The following is a 19,495-nucleotide window of genomic DNA, read 5'->3' on the forward strand; positions in this document are numbered from 1 at the left end:
TATATTTTTTAAGCGTTATTATTTAATACGATTTCTGAAACACTTTTCCCCTGCGGGATCATTGGAAATACATTATGTTCTTTTCCCGTCATGACCTCAAGAAGAAAAGCTCCGTTGTGATCCAGCATCTCGCGGAGTGCCCATTTCAGATCTTCTCTTTCGGAGACTCTATTTCCCGGGATATTATATCCTTTTGCTACCTGAACAAAATCAGGGCTCTGAATATCTACTGAAGAATACCTTTCTTCGTGAAACAATTCCTGCCACTGTCTCACCATTCCCAGGTAACAGTTATTTAGAATTAAGATTTTCACCTCCGGGTGATATTGCATAATAGTTCCAAGCTCCTGAATATTCATCTGTGCACCACCATCACCCATTACTGCAATAACAGGTCTGCCAGTCTCTGCGTAGGATGCTCCTATCGCGGCGGGAAGACAGAACCCCATCGTTCCCAGCCCTCCGCTGGTGACATTGGTTCGGGAATGTCTGAAATGAGAGTAACGGCATGTTGCCATCTGATGCTGCCCTACATCTGTTACAATTACTGCCTCTCCTTCTGTCATCTCATTAAGGTATCTGATCACCTCCCCCATGGTAATCTCTCCCTGTTCAGGATAAAGCTCCCTGCTGATCAGATTGAGATGTTCAACTTCATAGCATTTTTTAAATTTTTCATGCCAGTCAAGATGTTCTCTGTGGGTAATCCTTTCTGTAAGAAGAGGAAGTGTATGCTTGCAGTTTCCCAGAACCGGAACATCAGCTTTTACATTTTTATTGATTTCTGCTTTATCAATATCCAGATGAATGATTTTTGCCTGTTTTGCGTACTGATCTAATCTTCCAGTCACACGGTCGTCAAAACGCATTCCGACAGCAATCAAAACATCACATTCATTGGTTAGTATATTCGGTCCATAATTTCCATGCATTCCTACCATCCCAACAGCCTGATGATGATCGGTAGGAATAGCACTCATTCCTAAAACCGTCCATGCCACAGGAATCCCTGATTTCTCAGCAAATTCTAAAAATTCTTTTTCAGCTTTTCCAAGCATAATCCCCTGTCCGGCGATAATAAATGGCCTGGCTGCATTATTGATGAGCATTGCTGCTTTTTCAATATTTTCAATACTGGGATCCGGATCCGGCTTATAGCTTCTCAACGAATGGCATGGGAAATATCCTGTATAATCAACAGACTGCAGCTGGGCATTTTTGGTAACATCTATCAGTACTGGTCCAGGACGCCCCGACTTTGCAATATAAAATGCTTTTGCCAATACTTCAGGAAGCTCATTGGCATCGGTCACCTGATAATTCCATTTGGTGACCGGGCTTGTGATGTTCATCACATCGATTTCCTGAAAGGCGTCGGTTCCCAGAAGATGGTCAAAAACCTGCCCTGTAATACAAACCAGAGGAGTGTTATCCAGCAGGGCATCGGCTAATCCTGTAACAAGATTGGTAGCTCCGGGACCGCTGGTGGCCAGTACAACACCGACCTTTCCCGATACTCTTGCCAGTCCCTGTGCTGCATGTACCGCAGCCTGTTCATGACGTACCAAGATGTGTTTCAACGCTTCCTGATAATCATAAAGTGCATCATAAATAGGAATAATAGCCCCTCCAGGATATCCGAAAATAGTTTTTACCCCTTCATGAAGAAATGCCTCAAGAATAATCCGGCTTCCGGTAAGTTGTGTTGCTGTTGATAAGTTCGGGTTTTCCATATACTTTTATTGAGTGATTTCGTCCGTTACACAACCTTCTGCGGCTGATGATACTGTTAATGCATATTTATAAAGCAATCCTTTCTGTACTTTAAGAGGAGGCTTTTGCCATCCTTTTTTTCTTCTTTCTATTTCTTCTTCTGAAACTTTGAGCTGTATAGTGTTGTTTACCGCATCTATCTCAATCAGGTCATCATTATTTACAAAGGCTATCAGACCTCCTTCATGGGCTTCCGGTGTGATATGCCCTACTACAAAACCATGAGTCCCTCCACTAAACCTTCCATCTGTAATCAGAGCTACGCTGCTTCCGAGGCCTGCGCCAATCAGTGCACTTGTAGGTTTCAGCATTTCCGGCATTCCGGGAGCTCCTTTCGGACCTTCATGGCGGATGACAATAACGTCACCATGCTGTACCGTTCCATCCTGGATTCCTCTGATCAGATTTTTTTCACCATCAAATACCCGGGCTTTTCCTACAAAACGTTCTCCTTCCTTTCCTGTAATTTTAGCAACGCTTCCTTTTTCGGCAAGATTACCATATAATATTCTCAGATGCCCGGTAGCTTTTACAGGTTCTGAAAGTGGTTTTATAATTTTCTGTGTATTGAAATTCAATCCCGGAACATCCTGAAGATTCTCGGCGACGGTTTTTCCGGTAACAGTAAGACAGTCCCCATGCAGGAGACCCTGCTCCAGCAAATATTTCATCACTGCAGGAGTTCCTCCGTGCTCATGCAGATCCTGCATCAGGTATTTTCCACTCGGCTTGAGGTCTGCCAATACCGGGGTCTGATCACTCATCTTCTGGAAATCATCCTGGGTAAGAGATACCCCGACACTTTTCGCCATTGCTATAAAATGCAGAACGGCATTCGTGCTTCCCCCCAGAATAACAATAAGACGAAGGGCGTTTTCAAATGCTTTGCGGGTCATGATATCAGAAGGCTTAATATCTTTTTCCAATAATACTTTCAGGTATTTTCCTGCTTCAAGGCATTCTTCTTTTTTTTCTTTACTTAAAGCAGGGTTGGAAGAGGAATACGGAAGACTCATTCCCAATGCTTCTATCGCAGAGGCCATGGTATTGGCAGTATACATTCCGCCACATGCCCCGGCTCCGGGACAGGAGTTCTTCACAACACCGTCAAAATCTTCCTCAGTGATTTCTCCTGCAATCTTTTTTCCTAAAGCTTCAAAAGCAGAAACTATATTTAATGCTTCACCTTTGTAACAGCCGGGTGCAATAGTTCCTCCATATACCATAATGGATGGTCTGTCCAGTCTTCCCATGGCAATAACAGTTCCCGGCATATTTTTATCACAGCCCGGCAATGCGATCAGCCCGTCGTAATACTGTGCGCCACAGATCGCCTCGATACTGTCTGCAATCACATCACGGCTTACCAGAGAATAGCGCATTCCATCTGTTCCGTTGCTCATTCCGTCACTTACTCCAATGGTGTTAAAAATCAATCCGGCTAATCCATGTTCCCATGTTCCTTTTTTTACAACCTGAGCCAGATCATTCAAATGCATATTACAGGTATTCCCGTCATAACCCATACTGGCAATTCCAACCTGTGCCTTGTGCATATCTTCTTCTGTAAATCCTATCCCGTACAACATAGCTTTGGCGGCGGGCTGTTCACTGTTCTGCGTGAATGTTTTTGAATATTTATTTAACATATTTCTGCTACTTTTCCTGTTCTTTTTATCTATTTAAGATGAAGTTTTTTACTAAATTTTTATCCAAAACTACATTTTGTAATATTCTTTTCATTTTCATTTTCACTAAAACTACAATATTCAATTGTTTGAAAAACAGACTTATTTAACTAATAATCAAATATTTAAATTACAAAAATTTACAATGACAGAACTCTTACCAATTTCAAATATGCCTCCTGTACCTTCCCGCTAGCTGTATCTTTCCAATCTTTGGTAAAAGGAACGTCATCAAGTGAGTCAAGAGCAACGATTTCTGCTGCTGTACCACAGAAAAAACCGGCATCGGCACCACGCATTTCCTCTGGTTTAAAGAATGTTTCTTTTACAGGAATATCAAGCTCATTACAAATCTCCATAACAGTTTGTCTTGTGATTCCCGGAAGGATGCTTCCTTTAGCCGGCGTATACAAAACTCCATCTTTTTCATAGAAAACATTAGCTCCTGAACTTTCGGCAACGTTTCCGTTTTCATCCAAAACCAGCGCCTCATCATACCCCTTATCTTTGGCATCCTGACAGGCCAATATTGAGTTTACATAATGTCCTCCTACTTTTGCTTCAACCTTGAAAGCTTTAGGATTAGGACGCTGAAAAGGAGAGGTCATAATTTTCATTTTATCTGCCAGATATCCGTTATTCCATTCCCAGGCAAGAAGTGACAGATAAGATTTCTGTCCTTTTGAAAGTGACATATTGGGGGAGCACGTGACCAAAGGGCGGATATAGGCATCAGTAAAGCCATTACGTTCCAGAAGCTCATAGGTAAGATCTGTAAGCTGATCTACAGAATAATCGAAGGGAATGTACATCAGCTCTGCTGATCTTTTCAGCCTTTCATAATGTTCTTTTGCTTTGAAAATTCTGGTTCCATGATCTGTATTGTAAGATTTAATTCCTTCAAAAACCGAATAGCCATAGTGAAGGGATTGCCCGTAAAGATCTGTTCCGCCCTCTTTCGCTTTCATAAATTTTCCGTCAAAATAGATGGTCGTGTCATCGTTGTAATACATGTTATAAGAGATTTAAAAAAAATTAACAAATGGAATAAAAAAAGCCCTCTCACAACGTGAGAGGGCTTAATATATGTATAGTCATACATCTTCCTTCTCACAGACGCAAGGGAATAATAATGACGATAATAATTACTGATAATAACTGATACATATTTTGTACTTTATAAAAATTAAAACAAAAAAGCCGTTTCAAATATGAAACGGCCTATATATAATTTAAATTAAAATCTATTTAAAATGCCGTTTCCGTACTGTTGTTAATGACAACAGCAATAATAGAAATGACAATAATATTTTTCTGATTCTTAAAATTCATACTGCAAATGTATAAACTTTTTAAATACTCACAAGCTTTTTTTACACTTTTTATTTTTTTCGTAAAAATTCGGTCAGTGTTTCCTTAGTTTCAGCCACATCATGAACTCTTAAAATCTTTGCTCCCTGTTCCAGCACTTTCATATGAAGTTTCTGTGTTTCTTCATTAATATCCAAAGGTAATTTACCAAGAGGTTTATAAATAAATGACTTTCTGGAAATACCTATCAATAAAGGAAACCTTTCAAATCCGAGATAATCAACCTCGTGAATCATTTTCATCTGGTCTTCTACTGTTTTTCCGAAGCCAAAACCGGGATCAAGAATGATATCATTTACTCCTTTTTCTAAAAGTTCTTTTGCTTTTCGGGAAAAATACCGGTTAACTTCCAGCGTAATATCTTCAAATCCGGTTTTATCATGCATGGTTTTGTAGGAAGGGTTTACATGCATCAGGATATAGGGAAGCTTTGTATGAGCTGCTGTTTCAAACATTTCAGCATCGTACTGACCTCCGGAAATATCATTGATCAGATCAATTCCTTCATTAAAGCCGAACTTCACCGTTTCTGCATAAAAAGTATCCAGCGAAATCAATGCTTGCGGGAATTCTTTTTTAATCAGAGAAATGATATTTCCAATCCTGTTTATTTCTTCTTCAGCACTTAAAAATTCCGCATTGGGGCGTGTAGACTGTGGTCCGACATCCAGTATTTCAGCCCCGTCCTGTAACAGTTTTCCGGCATGCTTCAACGCTGACTTTTCATTATTGAATTTACCGCCATCAGAGAAAGAATCCGGTGTCAGATTGAGAATTCCCATGATCTTTGGTGTATCCAATTGTACTAAACGGCCATTGCAGTTGATTGAGTGGATGGGAGCGTTGGAGGGCTGGAGTGTTGGAGAATTGGAAAGCATGAGTTGGATGATGATTGATAAATGATTTTTGTACTGCAAAATTAGTGATTTATGAGTTTTTAAGATGAAAAAGAGTCTGGAAATTATGAATTATGAGTTATAAATTAGACTCTTATATTTTCAAACACTCCCATTCTCTACCCCTAAAGCCCTCTTACTCTAAAATTCTAAACCCAACAATTCGAATCCCGAAACTCTAAAAAACTCAAACGCTCCCACCCTCAAACTTTCTTACTCACAAACTCAGCTCTTCAAATTCAAAAATCTGAAACCGAATTCGTATATTTGGAAGATTAAGAAAATTTATGCTAAAAACATCAGTACAATTCGGGAAAGTTATCAGTCTTTGCCGTGATCTTTTCAGTAAAAAATTACAGGATTACGGAGCAGCATGGAGGGTGTTGAGACCCAGTTCCATTACAGATCAGATTTATATTAAAGTCAATAGAATCCGTACGCTGCAGATGACTGATAAAAAAATGGTGGACGAGAGTGAGGAAGATGAGTTTATCGCAATTGTCAACTACTCTATCATTGGACTTATTCAGCTGGAAAAAGGGTTTTCCAATGATTTTAATGAAAATAAAGAAGAAATTTTAGGTCTGTATGATAAATATGCCAATGAAGCTAAGGCTTTGATGGAAAGAAAAAATCATGATTACGGTGAGGCATGGAGAGATATGAGGATCTCTTCCATCACGGATCTTATTTATCAGAAAGTCTTAAGAACCAAACAGATTGAGGACAACCAGGGAAAAACAATTGTGTCAGAAGGACTTGATGCCAACTATTTTGATATGCTGAATTATGCGGTTTTCTGCCTGATCAAGTTCTCAGAAAAAGAAAATCAATTCGAACCCAAAATTATTTAATATGCTTAAAGGTTTATTACGCTTTATTATTGCTGTTATCTTTATCCTTTCAGGCTTTGTGAAAGCCGTGGATCTTGTAGGTTTTTCTTTCAAAATGGAAGAATATTTTTCTCCTGCTGTTTTCAATATGCCGTTTTTAGAAAAGTTTGCTCTGCTGTTTTCCGTTATAGTGGTGATACTGGAACTTTTCCTGGGATTTATGCTGCTGCTTAAATTAAAGCTTAAATTTACCTTATCCGTATTAATTGCCCTTTGCATTTTCTTTGGATTTCTTACATTTTATTCTGCCTATTTTAATGTCGTAACAGACTGTGGATGCTTTGGGGATGCCATTAAATTCACTCCTTGGCAAAGCTTCCTTAAAGATGTTGTGCTTCTTGTGGGACTGATTATCTTATTCATTCTGTACAGAAAAGAATTCCGCAAAAAAGATGCTTATGGAATTACTCAGAAAGAATCCTCCAATACATTTAAATACATTCTTTTAGCCGTTTTTTCACTGGGTATGATTTATGTAATGGCGCAGGGAATTATGCATGAACCGATCATTGACTTCCGGGATTATAAAATAGGGACAGACATTAAAGGAGAAAAAGCAAAAATTGAGAAAAACCCTTCTGAATATAAGACATTTTACTCTCTGAAAAACCAGAAAACAGGACAGGTTGTAAAAGTAAACCAGGATGATTATATCAAAAAAACAGAATACTGGGCAGAAGGTTCTCCCTGGAAAATTGAAGATGGAAAAAATGAATCAGTACTGGTGAAAGAAGGTTATAAGTCTGAAATTGTGAAATTCAAAATTGAAGATCCTACCGGAATGGAGGTTACGAATGAGATCGTTAATGCACCAAAAGCTGTTCTGGTGTTCTCTTATCATCCAAAAGAGGTTTCTGCTGATCTGCTGCAGAAAGTAGAGGCAAAAGTAAAGGCACAGAAAGGAGCTCTTATCTATGGAGTTTCCACTGAGCCCAATACTTTCAAGACCATCAAAAATGTCCTGATGGATGGAACTGCCATCAAAACGATAGCAAGAAGCAACCCATTTGTACTGATCCTTGAAAACGGAAAAATTGTAGACAAACAGCCTGCCAAAGACTACGTTAACTAATTATAAATGATGAATGATGAATTATAAATGATCTTTTTGAAGAGAGCTAATCTTGGATCAATTATCAATCAATTATCAATCAATTATCAAATTTAAACTAAACTTAAACATAAAAGCACATGCAAAAATCAAATAAATCAATTGCCGGTTACCACTTATTAATGATCCTTTCTTCTGTAGACGGAGAGTTTGCTCCTGAGGAAGGAATGCTGGTGCAGCAATATCTGGCAGATGAATTTCCTTTCAGAATGAATCTTGACAACGAATTGGAAACGCTGGCTCTTTTACAGCCGGAAGAATGGAAAGATCATTTTGAATTCCATGCAAGATGTTTCCATGAAGATTCTACGGAAGACGAACGTGTGAAATTTGTTCAGTTTGCAAAATCTCTGATCAAAGCAGATAACAAAGTAACTGAAGAAGAACATACGTTCTACGTTCTGCTGAAAAATCTTTGGGGATTATAACCCATCAAAAAATAAAAACCATGAAAAGAATTTACCTAGGACTGTTATTAATGAGTGCATCAACATTTCAATCTCAGAAATTTCCGGACATGAAAGCTCCTGTTGCAGAAAAGCAGGAACATATCAGAGAAATCCATGGCGATAAGGTCAATGATCCTTATTACTGGATGATCGATTATTTTAAAAAAGGAAAAGACTCCACGAAAGTCGTTAATTATCTAAAGGCAGAAAATACCTATTGGGAAGGCATGATGAAGGATACGGAACCCTTCAGAGAAAAGCTTTTCCAGGAAATGAAAGCGAGGATAAAGGAAAAAGACGAATCTGTACCGGTTTTTAAAAAGGGGTATTATTATTACAGCCGTACGGAAACTGGAAAACAGTATTTTAAATACTGCAGAAAAAAAGGCAGTCTTACTGCTCCGGAAGAGATTCTTCTGGATGTTGATAAAATGGCGGAAGGCCATCCTTATTATGCAGCTTCAGGCTTCAGTATCAGCCCTGATAATACCAAGATGATATTTGGTGTAGACAATATTTCCAGAAGGCAGTATTCATTATTTCTGAAGGATCTTACCACCGGAAATATTATAGACCTTGGTATAAAAAATACAGGTGGGTCAGCAGAATGGGCCAACGACAACAAAACCATTTTTTATACAGAGAATAATCCTGTAACCCTTTTATCTGAAAAAATAAAAAAACATATTCTTGGAACGGATCCCGGTAAGGATGCTACAGTGTATGAGGAAAAAGATAAAACAAATTACATTTCCGTATACAAATCCAAGAATGAAAAATTTCTCCTGATTTACTCAGGGGCAACAACTTCCTCCGAAACAAGATACCTGGATGCGGACAATCCAAATGGAACATTCAGGGTTTTCCAGCCAAGAATGAAGAACGTCTTATATACCGTTACTCCATTGGAAGATAAATTCCTGATCAAAACCAACAAGGACGCCCTGAATTTCAAAATTGTAGAAACTCCTATAGATAAAACAGGAGTTGAAAACTGGAAAGATTTTATTCCTCACAGAAATGATGTTCTGATGGAAAGTGTAAGTGTATTTAAAAATTTTCTGGTTTTCGGCGAAAGGCAAAACGGGCTTTCACAATTGGTTGTTTACGACAGAAAAACGGGTAAAAAAGAATTTCTGAAATTTGATGAACCTGTTTACACGGTTTATTCATCAGGAAACCCGGAATACAATACGGATAATTTCCGTTTTGGATATACTTCCATGATCACCCCAAATTCTCAATATGAACAGGATTTAAAAACCGGAAAAAGAATTCTGCTGAAGCAGCAGGAAGTTTTAGGAGGATATAACAAAGAAAATTATATCACAGAAAGACTTTTTGCTACGGCCAAAGACGGAACTCAGATCCCGGTTTCAATAGTTTATAAAAAAGGATTTAAGAAAGACGGTAACCATCCCTTATTATTATATGCTTATGGATCTTACGGCAGTTCTACAGATGCCACTTTTAACAGTAACAGGCTAAGTCTCTTGGACAGAGGTTTTGCAATGGCTATCGCTCACATCCGTGGCGGTCAGGAAATGGGAAGACAGTGGTATGAAGACGGTAAAATGATGAAAAAGAAAAACACATTTACAGATTTCATCGATGCCGGAGAATATCTGGTTAAAGAAAAATATACCTCACCCAAGCATCTGTATGCTCAGGGAGGAAGCGCAGGAGGACTGTTAATGGGAGCGGTCATCAATATGAGTCCTAACTTATGGAATGGAGTGATCTCTCAGGTTCCGTTCGTAGATGTAGTGAACACCATGCTTGATACAAGTATTCCACTAACGACCAATGAATATGACGAATGGGGGAACCCGAATAATAAAGAAGCTTATTTCTATATGAAATCTTATTCTCCGTATGAAAATATAGAGAAGAAAAGCTATCCGAATCTTTTGGTAACAACAGGATTACACGATTCTCAGGTACAGTATTTTGAACCAGCGAAATGGGTTGCCAAGCTAAGAGATATGAAAACGGACAAAAATGTACTGTTATTAAAAACAGATATGGAATATGGCCATGGTGGCGCTTCCGGAAGGTTTGATTATCTGAAGGATGTGGCTTTGGTATATGCTTTCATGTTTAAACTGGAAGGGATTACTAAGTAGTATGCCTCGCAGATTATCCAAAAAAGAAAAATTAAAAAATAAATAAATCTATATTTAAATCTTATGAGAAGAAAAATAGTTGCAGGAAACTGGAAAATGAACAAAAATGTAATTGATGCACAACAATTAATGATTCAGTTACTAAGCTATAAAAACAACAATGCTACGAACTGTGAGGTTTGGATTGCTCCCCCTGCATTGTATTTGATGATGGCAAAAGACGTTTTTGAAAAGGATGAAATCGGAGTATTTTCTCAGGATATGAGCGAGCATGAAAGTGGCGCCTATACTGGTGAAATTTCTGCAGATATGCTGGAATCTATTGATGCAACCGGATCACTAATCGGGCATTCTGAAAGAAGACAATACCATGGAGAAACAGATTCTCACTGTAACAGAAAAATCAAATTAGCTCTTGATAAAGGTCTTATTCCTGTTTATTGTAACGGAGAAACGCTTGAACAGAGAAAAGCAGGACAACACCTTGAAGTTGTAAAAAACCAGACTGAAGTAGCTCTTTTTACACTTTCTGCAGAAGAGATCAAAAAAGTGGTGATTGCTTATGAACCGGTTTGGGCGATCGGAACGGGAGAAACAGCAAGTCCTGAGCAGGCTCAGGAAATCCACGCTCATATCAGAAACATTATCGCTTCAAAATACGGACAGGAAGTTGCTGACGAGGTTTCAATCCTTTACGGAGGTTCTGTAAAACCGGACAATGCTAAAGAAATTTTCTCTCAGCCGGATATCGACGGAGGTCTTATCGGAGGAGCTGCTTTGAAATTAGAGGATTTCTCTAAGATTATTGAAGCTTTTAACTAAAATTTCATGTATCTAACAATAAAAACGGCGACATCTTCGATGTCGCCGTTTTCCGTTAAAAAAATCTAATTATTGAATATCGACTACGTACATAGTTCCTTTGTCTACTTTACCGGTTTTAGGTAAAATTTTGGCTTTGGGATTTCCGTTTCCATCATCCACTACCCCAAAGTCATCATCGTTGAAAACTGCCAGCTTATTATTTCCCAGATAAACGATTCCTTCAAACTTATCATGTTCGTATCCCAGCTTTGCCACCAGATCTACCGCTAATGTTTTGGTAACGGCTTTGATTCCGGCATTTGTAATTTCATCCCATGAACATTGTTCCAAAGCTTTACCATTCACTTTCATTCCGTCCACGGCATTAATATCAGGTCCATTTACGTCGGTAGCATTGCTCAGATTGATTCTATATACTTTTTTGATTCCTCCCTGAGAACCGAAATTTCCATCTCTTTCGATCACCAGGAACTCGTTATTACTTAGTGCGGTAATATCACATACTGAATCAGAAGCTCCTCCCTCCTGCTTGTATAAAAACTGCTTGGTCTGCCCTGTTATAATATCGAAAGTTACGATTCTCGTTAAAGTAGTATTGGTTGCCAATGCTTTGCTGGGTACATGTATCATCGACTGTATGGTTCCTACCAGTGTTCTTCCATCCGGAGTAATACAAAGTCCTTCCATGCCTCTATTGGCTCTCCTTTTTGCTAAAACGGCAGGTAACTTTCTTGGTCCGGTATTTACACCTACCGGGCTTATTCTTTCCATCTCCACTCCGTCAGCACTATAATGCACGATATGAGGACCATATTCATCAGAAACCCAAAATGTACCATCTGCTGCTGCTACAATACTTTCACTGTCTAATCCATATTGATCTGTCCCTAAAACATTTCCGGAAGCATCATAGGCTATTTCTCCGGTACTTCCCATTCCTACAGGGTTTGGTAATCCTGTAATAAGCTGCCCGGATGGATTTTTAAGTTTAATATATTTGATGACCTCTACATTTCCGTCAGCATTGATTTTAAAATGCATAATGGTTGGAGTAAAATTAGGTGCAAGGAATTTTTTCCCGTTCTGGAAATCAGTATTAGGACCTCTGTCTGTAATGACATAAAACTCACCTTTTCTTGTAGGATGGGCGGCTGCTCCTGAACCAAATCCGCCATTGATAACATCTACTCCGTTTATCGTGGCCAGCTTTGTAAATGGAAATTCCTGAGGGAGTTTGTAATAATTAATATCCTGATTAACCATTGTGGTATCGTCATCACTTTTACATGAAGCCAATACAGCCAGTATACCCACAGAACATAGTAATTTTTTCATATGCTATTTTATGGCTGCGAAAATAGGATTTGATTGTAAACTGATCTTAAATGCAATGATAATTGTTTTTTAACAATTGAACAGACAGAATACATTGAAGATAAATAAGAAAAGAATCTATTTAAAATGAAAAACCAACAATCCAACCAAATTATTAATCAATTTGAAAATCATTTTTTTAAAGGAAAATAATTCACAAAACGGACTTATCAATTTATATGATATATTTGCAGCGTTTTAAGGCTGAACAATGTTCATTAATAGGGAATCAAGTGAGAATAATATTCAAATCTTGAGCTGTACCCGCAACTGTAAACTGTTTAAACTTACTGCACAAAAACCACTGGATCTGAAAATCCGGGAAGGAAGTTGTAAGATGTGAGCCAGGAGACCTGCCTTAAAACACCAGATTCAGAGAAAGAATTAGTTCTGCTCTGAAGATAAGTTTCGGGAATAAAACTTTAAATTAATTATATCATGAGAAAAATCTATCTTTTTTTCTTACTGCTTTGCATGCAGGTATTGTCGGCCCAATTCACAGAAAACGACATTAAATTTTGGGTAGGAACCGGTTCTAAAAAAGCATATTTCATTGCAGACTTTAATGATGACAGCACCCCAAATTCTTATGCTTGGGGATACCGTTTTGACGGAAATGGCTTAACCATGGAAGACATGATTACTGCTATTGCCGCTGCAGAACCTAAAATGGAAATTGAAATACCATCCGGATTTCTGTACAGTTTAAATTACAATCATCATACTCCCGGCCTTGACGACTATTGGTCAACCTGGTCAGGAAACACTCCATCAACTATGGCATTCAATAATGGTGTGAACAATGATCTTTTAGTGGACGGAAGATGGTATGGAGCTTCTTATAGTTTTTCCCCTCCTACAATGCCTTCCCCACCAGTTGCAGCCTACAGTTCTGCTTGGTTTGTTCCCTCGCAGGTTACAAACTGGGTAGGAAGCGGAACTAATAAAAGTCTTGTCGTTATTGATTTCGGAACTGATAATGCCAACGGAAATGCCAATTCTTTTGTTTTTGGAATTAAATATAACGGAAGCATAACTGCTGAACAGGCGTTACAACTGATCCAGTCTCAAGCTTCCTATTTCAATTTTGCATCAGCGAATAATCAGATTACTAATTTAACATTGAATTCATTTACTGGAAATACTTCCGGATCAGACAGCTGGAAGTTATATAAAGGAAAAGATCTATCAAGCTGGCAAACAAAAGCCAATCTTTCTCAGATTCAACTGAGTAACAATGACTGGTTTGGATTAAGTTTCGGGCAAAGAAGACCATTTACCCCCACCGAGGCACAGCTGACTTTAGGAATTTCTTCTGTGACCAAGAAAAAATTCAATATTTATCCAAATCCTGCAAGTGATTTCATTCAGATTGAAACGGCTGAGAAACTGAAAGAAGTGAATATTTACTCTGTGACAGGACAAAAAATAATGACTTCTCAGATTACTAAGATTGATATTCATTCTTTAAACACGGGAGTTTATTTTGTGGAGATTAAAACAGCTGAAAATACGACAATACATAAGATTGTTAAGAAATAGAGAAAGCGCCATGAGGCGCTTTTTTTGTGAGGATATAGGTAAAATATACTGTTAAAACCACCCCGGCAAAAATTCAAAGAATTTTTGCCACCCCTCCAGCGGAGGGGAATCTTTACGTCTTCAGTTTGAATTTTAGTCAGGATTGTAATTTTTCTCTCGCAGCTAATTCTTGGATCATTATGACTGGATTCCCGCGGAATAACAAACTGCATGGATAAACCATCATTCCAATTGTGTCATTCCGTAGGAATATAAGCATGTGATAAATAATTTAAAATGAGTGATTAAAATATAAATCCAACAAAAAACCGCACCAGATGGGTGCGGTTTTCTGATGATGTTATCATCAATTATTTTTTCTCTGTGGATCTTTGTAAAACCTCATCTACCATTCCGTAACCTTTAGCTTCTTCAGAAGTCATCCAGTAATCTCTGTCAGAAGATTTTTCCACCCACTCATAAGTTTGTCCTGAGTGATGAGCGATGATCTCATAAAGCTCCTGCTTCAATTTCAACATCTCTCTCAGGTTGATCTCCATGTCAGAAGCAACTCCCTGAGCTCCTCCTGAAGGCTGGTGAATCATTACTCTTGAGTGCTTAAGCGCAGAACGTTTTCCTTTTTCTCCGGCAACCAGCAATACAGCTCCCATAGAAGCAGCCATCCCTGTACAGATTGTTGCTACATCCGGCTTAATGATCTGCATTGTGTCATAAATACCTAAACCTGCATAAACACTCCCGCCAGGAGAGTTGATGTAGATCTGTATGTCCTTTGAAGGATCAGCACTTTCCAGGAATAAAAGCTGTGCCGTAACGATATTGGCTACCTGATCATCAATACCTGTTCCAAGGAAGATAATTCTGTCCATCATCAGACGGGAGAAAACGTCCATTTGAGCAACGTTTAATCTTCTTTCTTCCATGATGTACGGAGTAAGATTCGTAGGCCCATACATTCCCATATACTGATCGGTAACCAAACCGTTGTTTCCTAAATGTTTTACAGAGAAGTCTCTGAATTCTTTTTTAATGTCCATATTTCTATTATGTATTATTTTTAAATATTCTCGAAGTTTAAATTACAATATTTATTCCTAAAATTTTATAGGACTTTTTGTCACAGAATACCCAAAAATCTGACTTCGGTTTATCTCTTCCTATCTACATAAATCCCTTTGATCGGGGAATATTCGATGATATTGCTCAACCGGATGGAAGCCTGCTTCAGTAAAGTGATTTTTTTGATCAGCTCATAATACTTCACTTCATCTGTATTGCTGTACTGATCAAGCGCCTTAGCCGTTTCTTTGATCAGATAATCAATGTATCTGTATTTATGCAATAAAATATCTCCCTTAATCTGATCTGCCACTTTATCTCCATAATTGGGAGGGTAAATATTTCTGGAAGCCCAGTTTTCAAGCTCATCAAGCGGGATCAGAGCATCTACTACCTTCGTGGTAATCTCTTCATCCATAAAAGATACAAAAAAGTTTCCACTTCTCAGCTCATCTTTTTGAATTCCCTCTTTCACCTGATTGATAATAATCTCATTTTCTTTAACTAAAAACTGATACTGCTCCTCTTCAAAATGATGAAGAATTTCTTCAATTACCGTAATCTGGTATTCTTCATTCTGGTCATTTCTCCTTTTCAGGATAATGTCTCCGAACATCAGCATATGATCCACAAGCTTGTTTTCCATGAATAGCACATCGTACAGAAAGGGATCTTCTTTTTCCTGATCCAGAGGAACAATCTCCATCTTTGGAGCTGCTTTTTCCTTCTGCTGCTGAACATGGTGGGTCTGATTTTGGGTGATCTGTTTCTGAACCCCTAATTCATTGAAAAGACTCTGCTCGGAAAGTCCGAATTTATTGGAAACCTCTTTCAGGTAAACCTCTCTTTTCAGGGCATTCTGAACAAAAGATACCGATTTTACAATATCCCTTATCGCCTCAGCCTTTTTGATAGGATCGTTTCCTATATCTTTTAACAGAATTTCTGCTTTAAAGTCGATGAAATCCATCGCTTTGTTTTCGATATACTTTTCAACGTATTCCTGCGGATGTTTTCTGGCGAATGAATCTGGGTCATCTCCGTCAGGGAAAAGCAATACACGGATGTTCATTCCTTCCGTTAATAGCATATCAATACTTCGGAAACTCGCTTTGATCCCGGCGTTATCTCCATCAAAAAGAATCGTTACGTTTTCCGTAAGCCTCTTAATGAGTTTAATCTGTTCCGTTGTTAAGGACGTTCCGGAACTTGCCACCACATTTTCAATTCCGGACATATGAAGTGAAATCACATCCATATATCCTTCCACCAGGAGACAGGCATTTTTTCTTGATATGGCCTGCTTACTCTGATTTAATCCATAAAGAACATTGGACTTGTGGTAAATCTCCGTTTCCGGTGAATTGAGATATTTCGCAGTTTTGACATTATTCTTAAGAATCCTTGCTCCAAAACCCAGCACTCTACCTGAAAAACTGTGAATCGGGAAAATGACCCTTTCCCTGAAACGGTCTACCCCTGCAGGGGTATTTTCCGGGAAGATAGAAAGCCCTGATTTCTCAAGAATTTCTTTGGTATATCCTTTTTCCAGTGCGTAGGCGGTGAAAGCATTTTTTTTCTCGGGGGAATATCCGAGCTGGAATTTTTTAATGATATCATCCCGGAGTTCTCTTTCTTTAAAGTAAGAAAGTCCTATACTCCTGCCTTCCTGATCATCCCAAAGGATCTCCTGAAAATAAGTATTGGCTACTTCATGAATCTTATACAACAGATCTTTTTCTGTCTGCGCATTTTTTGCCTCTTCAGAAATGTCACGCTGATCTTCCTCAATTTCAATTCCGTACTTTTTCGCAGCATGGCGAAGTGCTTCAGGATAAGTAAAATTTTCAATTTCCATCAGGAAAGAGATGGCAGTCCCCCCTTTTCCTGTAGAGAAATCTTTCCAGATCTGCTTACTGGCAGAAACTACAAAACTGGGCGTTTTTTCATCGTGAAACGGACTGAGTCCTTTGTAGTTAGACCCTGCTCTTTTCAACTGCACATATTCACCCACAATCTCTTCAACGCGGATCGTGGAGAATATTTTATCAATGGTCTGTTTGGAAATCATGCTGTAAAATTAAGTATTTTATGAACAAGTTGGAAGTATTTGAGCGTTTCAGATCCGGGAAGCGGATATAGGTTTGAGAGTCGGGGTGTTTGAGAGTTTGAGAGATGGATTAGTTTCGGGATTTGGGGTAATTAAATCTCTCATTAAAACCCATAAATCAATTTTGCAGTTAAAATCATTTATCAATAATCATCCATCAATTATAAACTTCCAGCATGTAACCTCTCATTACAATCCATAAATCATTATTTTTGCAAAACAAATTAGCATATGCAGTTCACTATCAATAAAATCGAAGACTGGCAGGAAGTTGTTGACAGCATCATTCCTGAATTGAAACATCCTATTCTTTTATTAAAAGGAAATCTCGGAGCCGGAAAAACAACATTCACACAGTTTCTGCTCAAAAAAATGGGAAGCGGGGACGAAGTGAACTCCCCTACTTACTCTATTGTTAATGAATACAATACAGAAAAGGGAAAAGTGTATCATTTTGATCTTTACCGTCTGAAAAACATTGAAGAAGTCTATGATATTGGCATTGAAGAATACCTGGACAATTCTTTTTTATGCATCATCGAATGGCCGGAAGTGTATGAGGAAGAGCTTTACGGGCTCAACTATCACACAATGAGCATTGTGAATACGGGTGAAAACAGAGAAATTTCATTCGATTAAATATTATGTATCTTTGCTCATTAATTGAGTGTAAAAAAACAATCTGTAAGACATAATTTAATTTAAGGATGAGTACAAATATTTTTACTCCTTTCACAGAAGAAGAATTAATGCCGAAAGAGGAAAAATTGGAGGTTATAAAAAAAGGAAAACAGTTCAGTATTGGAATTCCTAAAGAAACCTGTCTCAACGAAAGGAGAACCTGCATCACTCCTGACGCCGTACAGGTGTTGGTAGAGCACGGCCATGAGATCATTATCGAATCAGGGGCCGGACAAGGTTCATTTTTTACAGATTTACAATACTCTGAATCCGGAGCAAGGATCACCAATGATCCTAAAGAAGCTTTCGGACAGGATCTTATCCTGAAGATCAATCCTCCTACAGAAGAGGAAATTGAGTATATGAAACCTAATACGTATCTGGTTTCAGCACTTCAGATCAACCTCAGAGATAAGGAGTATTTCTTAAAGCTTGCAGAGAAAAAAATAAACGCCATCGCTTTCGAATTTATCGTTGATGAATATAAGCAGCTGGCTCTGGTAAGACTGGTAGGAGAAATTGCAGGAACCGTTTCTATTCTATACGCTTCTGAATTATTAGCCTTATCAAACGGTTTAATGCTTGGAGGAATTACAGGGGTAAGACCTACTGAAGTCATTATCCTTGGAGCGGGAATCGTAGGAGAATTTGCCACCAAAGCTGCCATCGGTTTAGGAGCCAGTGTGAAAGTTTTTGACAATTCTTTATCAAAGCTGAGAAGACTGCACACCATTGTTGACAGCCGTGTACCAACCTCGATTATTGATCCCAAGGAACTCAGCAAAAGCCTGAGACGTGCTGATGTAGTAATCGGTGCACTTCCAAGATTAAACATGACCCCTATCGTTACTGAAGATATGGTCATGAAAATGAAAAAAGGCAGTGTCATTATCGATATCACCATAGACAACGGTAAAGTAATTGAGACTTCAGAACTTACTACGATGGAAGATCCTTATATCATCAAACATGGTGTGATCCACTGCGGACTTCCAAACCTTACTTCAAGAATGCCGAGAACCACCACCAAGGCTATCTCGAATTTCTTCCTTTCCTATATTTTAAATTATGATGAAGAGGGCGGCTTTGAAAACATGCTGATCCGCAAAAATGAAATGAAACAGAGCTTATATATGTACAAAGGAAGACATACCAAGAAGATCATCTGCGACCGTTTCGGACTTACATATCACGATATCAATCTTTTAATTTTCTAATGAAGAAACTGAAATTTTATGCAATAGGCTTCATTCCGGGGCTTTTAATCGTATTTTTTATTTTAAACAAAAAAGGGGCAAGCTGCAGCGGTTATTTACCTAACAGCCGTGTCATTGCTGAAACACTTTCTAAGGAGTTCAACTATTCTGAAGAAGCTAAAAATGCAATGACCACCTATAAGATTGATGAGAAATTTATAAAAGACAGCATCATTACCAATGGAAAAGTGGATTTTGACCGCAGTCATGCACAGAAAAAACCTTGTCCGGATTATCTTTTAACCTATCCTGAAAAAAATCCGTCTTATGAGATCACCTTTGAAAAATGTGAAGAAAATGTGATGGTAAACAGTCTTAAGAAAATTAAATAGTTTTCAAGA

Annotated in this window: 16 protein-coding genes and 1 riboswitch; of the genes, 9 read left to right on the forward strand and 7 right to left on the reverse strand. The window is 38.3% G+C overall.

The features are described from left to right. Positions 1-8: 8 nt before the first annotated feature. The 4 genes from ilvB to folP all read right to left on the reverse strand — a co-directional run bounded on the left by ilvB (position 9) and on the right by folP (position 5,614). Complete coding sequence (gene ilvB / locus CRS_RS21000; protein WP_142725905.1) at positions 9-1,733, reverse strand: biosynthetic-type acetolactate synthase large subunit; 1,725 nt, start codon at positions 1,731-1,733, stop codon at positions 9-11. 6 nt (positions 1,734-1,739) lie between these two features. Continuing rightward, on the reverse strand, positions 1,740-3,422 hold the full coding sequence (gene ilvD / locus CRS_RS21005; RefSeq protein ID WP_142725906.1) for a dihydroxy-acid dehydratase: 1,683 nt from the start codon (positions 3,420-3,422) through the stop codon (positions 1,740-1,742). Between the two features lie 179 nt (positions 3,423-3,601). Continuing rightward, the gene (gene ilvE, locus CRS_RS21010) at positions 3,602-4,474 is read right to left on the reverse strand and encodes a branched-chain-amino-acid transaminase (RefSeq protein ID WP_142725907.1); all 873 of its coding nucleotides are present in this window, start codon (positions 4,472-4,474) and stop codon (positions 3,602-3,604) included. Between the two features lie 369 nt (positions 4,475-4,843). After that, positions 4,844-5,614: a dihydropteroate synthase gene (gene folP, locus CRS_RS21015; RefSeq protein WP_142725947.1), complete on the reverse strand. Its 771-nt coding sequence runs from the start codon at positions 5,612-5,614 to the stop codon at positions 4,844-4,846. Positions 5,615-6,015: 401 nt separating this feature from the next. Here folP and CRS_RS21020 point away from each other — a divergent pair, with 401 nt between their 5' ends. The 5 genes from CRS_RS21020 (at position 6,016) to tpiA (ending at position 11,129) form a co-directional block, all read left to right on the forward strand. Beyond that, positions 6,016-6,582, forward strand: coding sequence for a DUF1599 domain-containing protein (locus tag CRS_RS21020; protein WP_142725908.1), 567 nt, complete (start codon positions 6,016-6,018; stop codon positions 6,580-6,582). A gap of 1 nt (position 6,583) precedes the next feature. Further along, complete coding sequence (locus CRS_RS21025) at positions 6,584-7,693, forward strand: BT_3928 family protein (RefSeq protein ID WP_142725909.1); 1,110 nt, start codon at positions 6,584-6,586, stop codon at positions 7,691-7,693. Positions 7,694-7,812: 119 nt separating this feature from the next. Beyond that, entirely contained in the window at positions 7,813-8,160 is a 348-nt protein-coding gene (locus tag CRS_RS21030; RefSeq protein WP_123870468.1) for a TerB family tellurite resistance protein, read from the forward strand. Between the two features lie 20 nt (positions 8,161-8,180). Beyond that, complete coding sequence (locus CRS_RS21035; RefSeq protein WP_142725910.1) at positions 8,181-10,307, forward strand: S9 family peptidase; 2,127 nt, start codon at positions 8,181-8,183, stop codon at positions 10,305-10,307. Between the two features lie 63 nt (positions 10,308-10,370). Beyond that, positions 10,371-11,129: a triose-phosphate isomerase gene (gene tpiA, locus CRS_RS21040; RefSeq protein ID WP_062671267.1), complete on the forward strand. Its 759-nt coding sequence runs from the start codon at positions 10,371-10,373 to the stop codon at positions 11,127-11,129. 69 nt (positions 11,130-11,198) lie between these two features. Here the strand turns inward: tpiA and CRS_RS21045 are convergent, their stop codons facing one another. Continuing rightward, complete coding sequence (locus tag CRS_RS21045) at positions 11,199-12,467, reverse strand: esterase-like activity of phytase family protein (RefSeq protein WP_142725911.1); 1,269 nt, start codon at positions 12,465-12,467, stop codon at positions 11,199-11,201. Positions 12,468-12,690: 223 nt separating this feature from the next. Next, a riboswitch (cobalamin riboswitch) is annotated at positions 12,691-12,882 on the forward strand. Positions 12,883-12,944: 62 nt separating this feature from the next. Here CRS_RS21045 and CRS_RS21050 point away from each other — a divergent pair. Next, complete coding sequence (locus tag CRS_RS21050) at positions 12,945-14,048, forward strand: T9SS type A sorting domain-containing protein (RefSeq protein ID WP_142725912.1); 1,104 nt, start codon at positions 12,945-12,947, stop codon at positions 14,046-14,048. A 350-nt stretch (positions 14,049-14,398) separates the two neighbouring features. Here the strand turns inward: CRS_RS21050 and clpP are convergent, their stop codons facing one another. Continuing rightward, on the reverse strand, positions 14,399-15,085 hold the full coding sequence (gene clpP, locus CRS_RS21055) for an ATP-dependent Clp endopeptidase proteolytic subunit ClpP (protein ID WP_050021502.1): 687 nt from the start codon (positions 15,083-15,085) through the stop codon (positions 14,399-14,401). Positions 15,086-15,195: 110 nt separating this feature from the next. Beyond that, entirely contained in the window at positions 15,196-17,178 is a 1,983-nt protein-coding gene (gene dnaG / locus CRS_RS21060) for a DNA primase (protein WP_142725913.1), read from the reverse strand. 270 nt (positions 17,179-17,448) lie between these two features. On the opposite strand from dnaG, the gene tsaE reads away from it, so the two are divergent. From tsaE to CRS_RS21075, 3 genes are all read left to right on the forward strand, one after another. Then, positions 17,449-17,856, forward strand: coding sequence for a tRNA (adenosine(37)-N6)-threonylcarbamoyltransferase complex ATPase subunit type 1 TsaE (gene tsaE, locus CRS_RS21065; RefSeq protein ID WP_142725914.1), 408 nt, complete (start codon positions 17,449-17,451; stop codon positions 17,854-17,856). A gap of 68 nt (positions 17,857-17,924) precedes the next feature. Beyond that, the gene (locus tag CRS_RS21070; RefSeq protein WP_142725915.1) at positions 17,925-19,115 is read left to right on the forward strand and encodes an alanine dehydrogenase; all 1,191 of its coding nucleotides are present in this window, start codon (positions 17,925-17,927) and stop codon (positions 19,113-19,115) included. Continuing rightward, positions 19,115-19,486: a hypothetical protein gene (locus tag CRS_RS21075; RefSeq protein ID WP_142725916.1), complete on the forward strand. Its 372-nt coding sequence runs from the start codon at positions 19,115-19,117 to the stop codon at positions 19,484-19,486. The genes CRS_RS21070 and CRS_RS21075 overlap by 1 nt, the downstream gene beginning before the upstream one ends. Positions 19,487-19,495 lie beyond the last annotated feature (9 nt).

The sequence above is a fragment of the Chryseobacterium sp. ON_d1 genome (assembly GCF_006829085.1).
GTDB lineage: Bacteria > Bacteroidota > Bacteroidia > Flavobacteriales > Weeksellaceae > Chryseobacterium.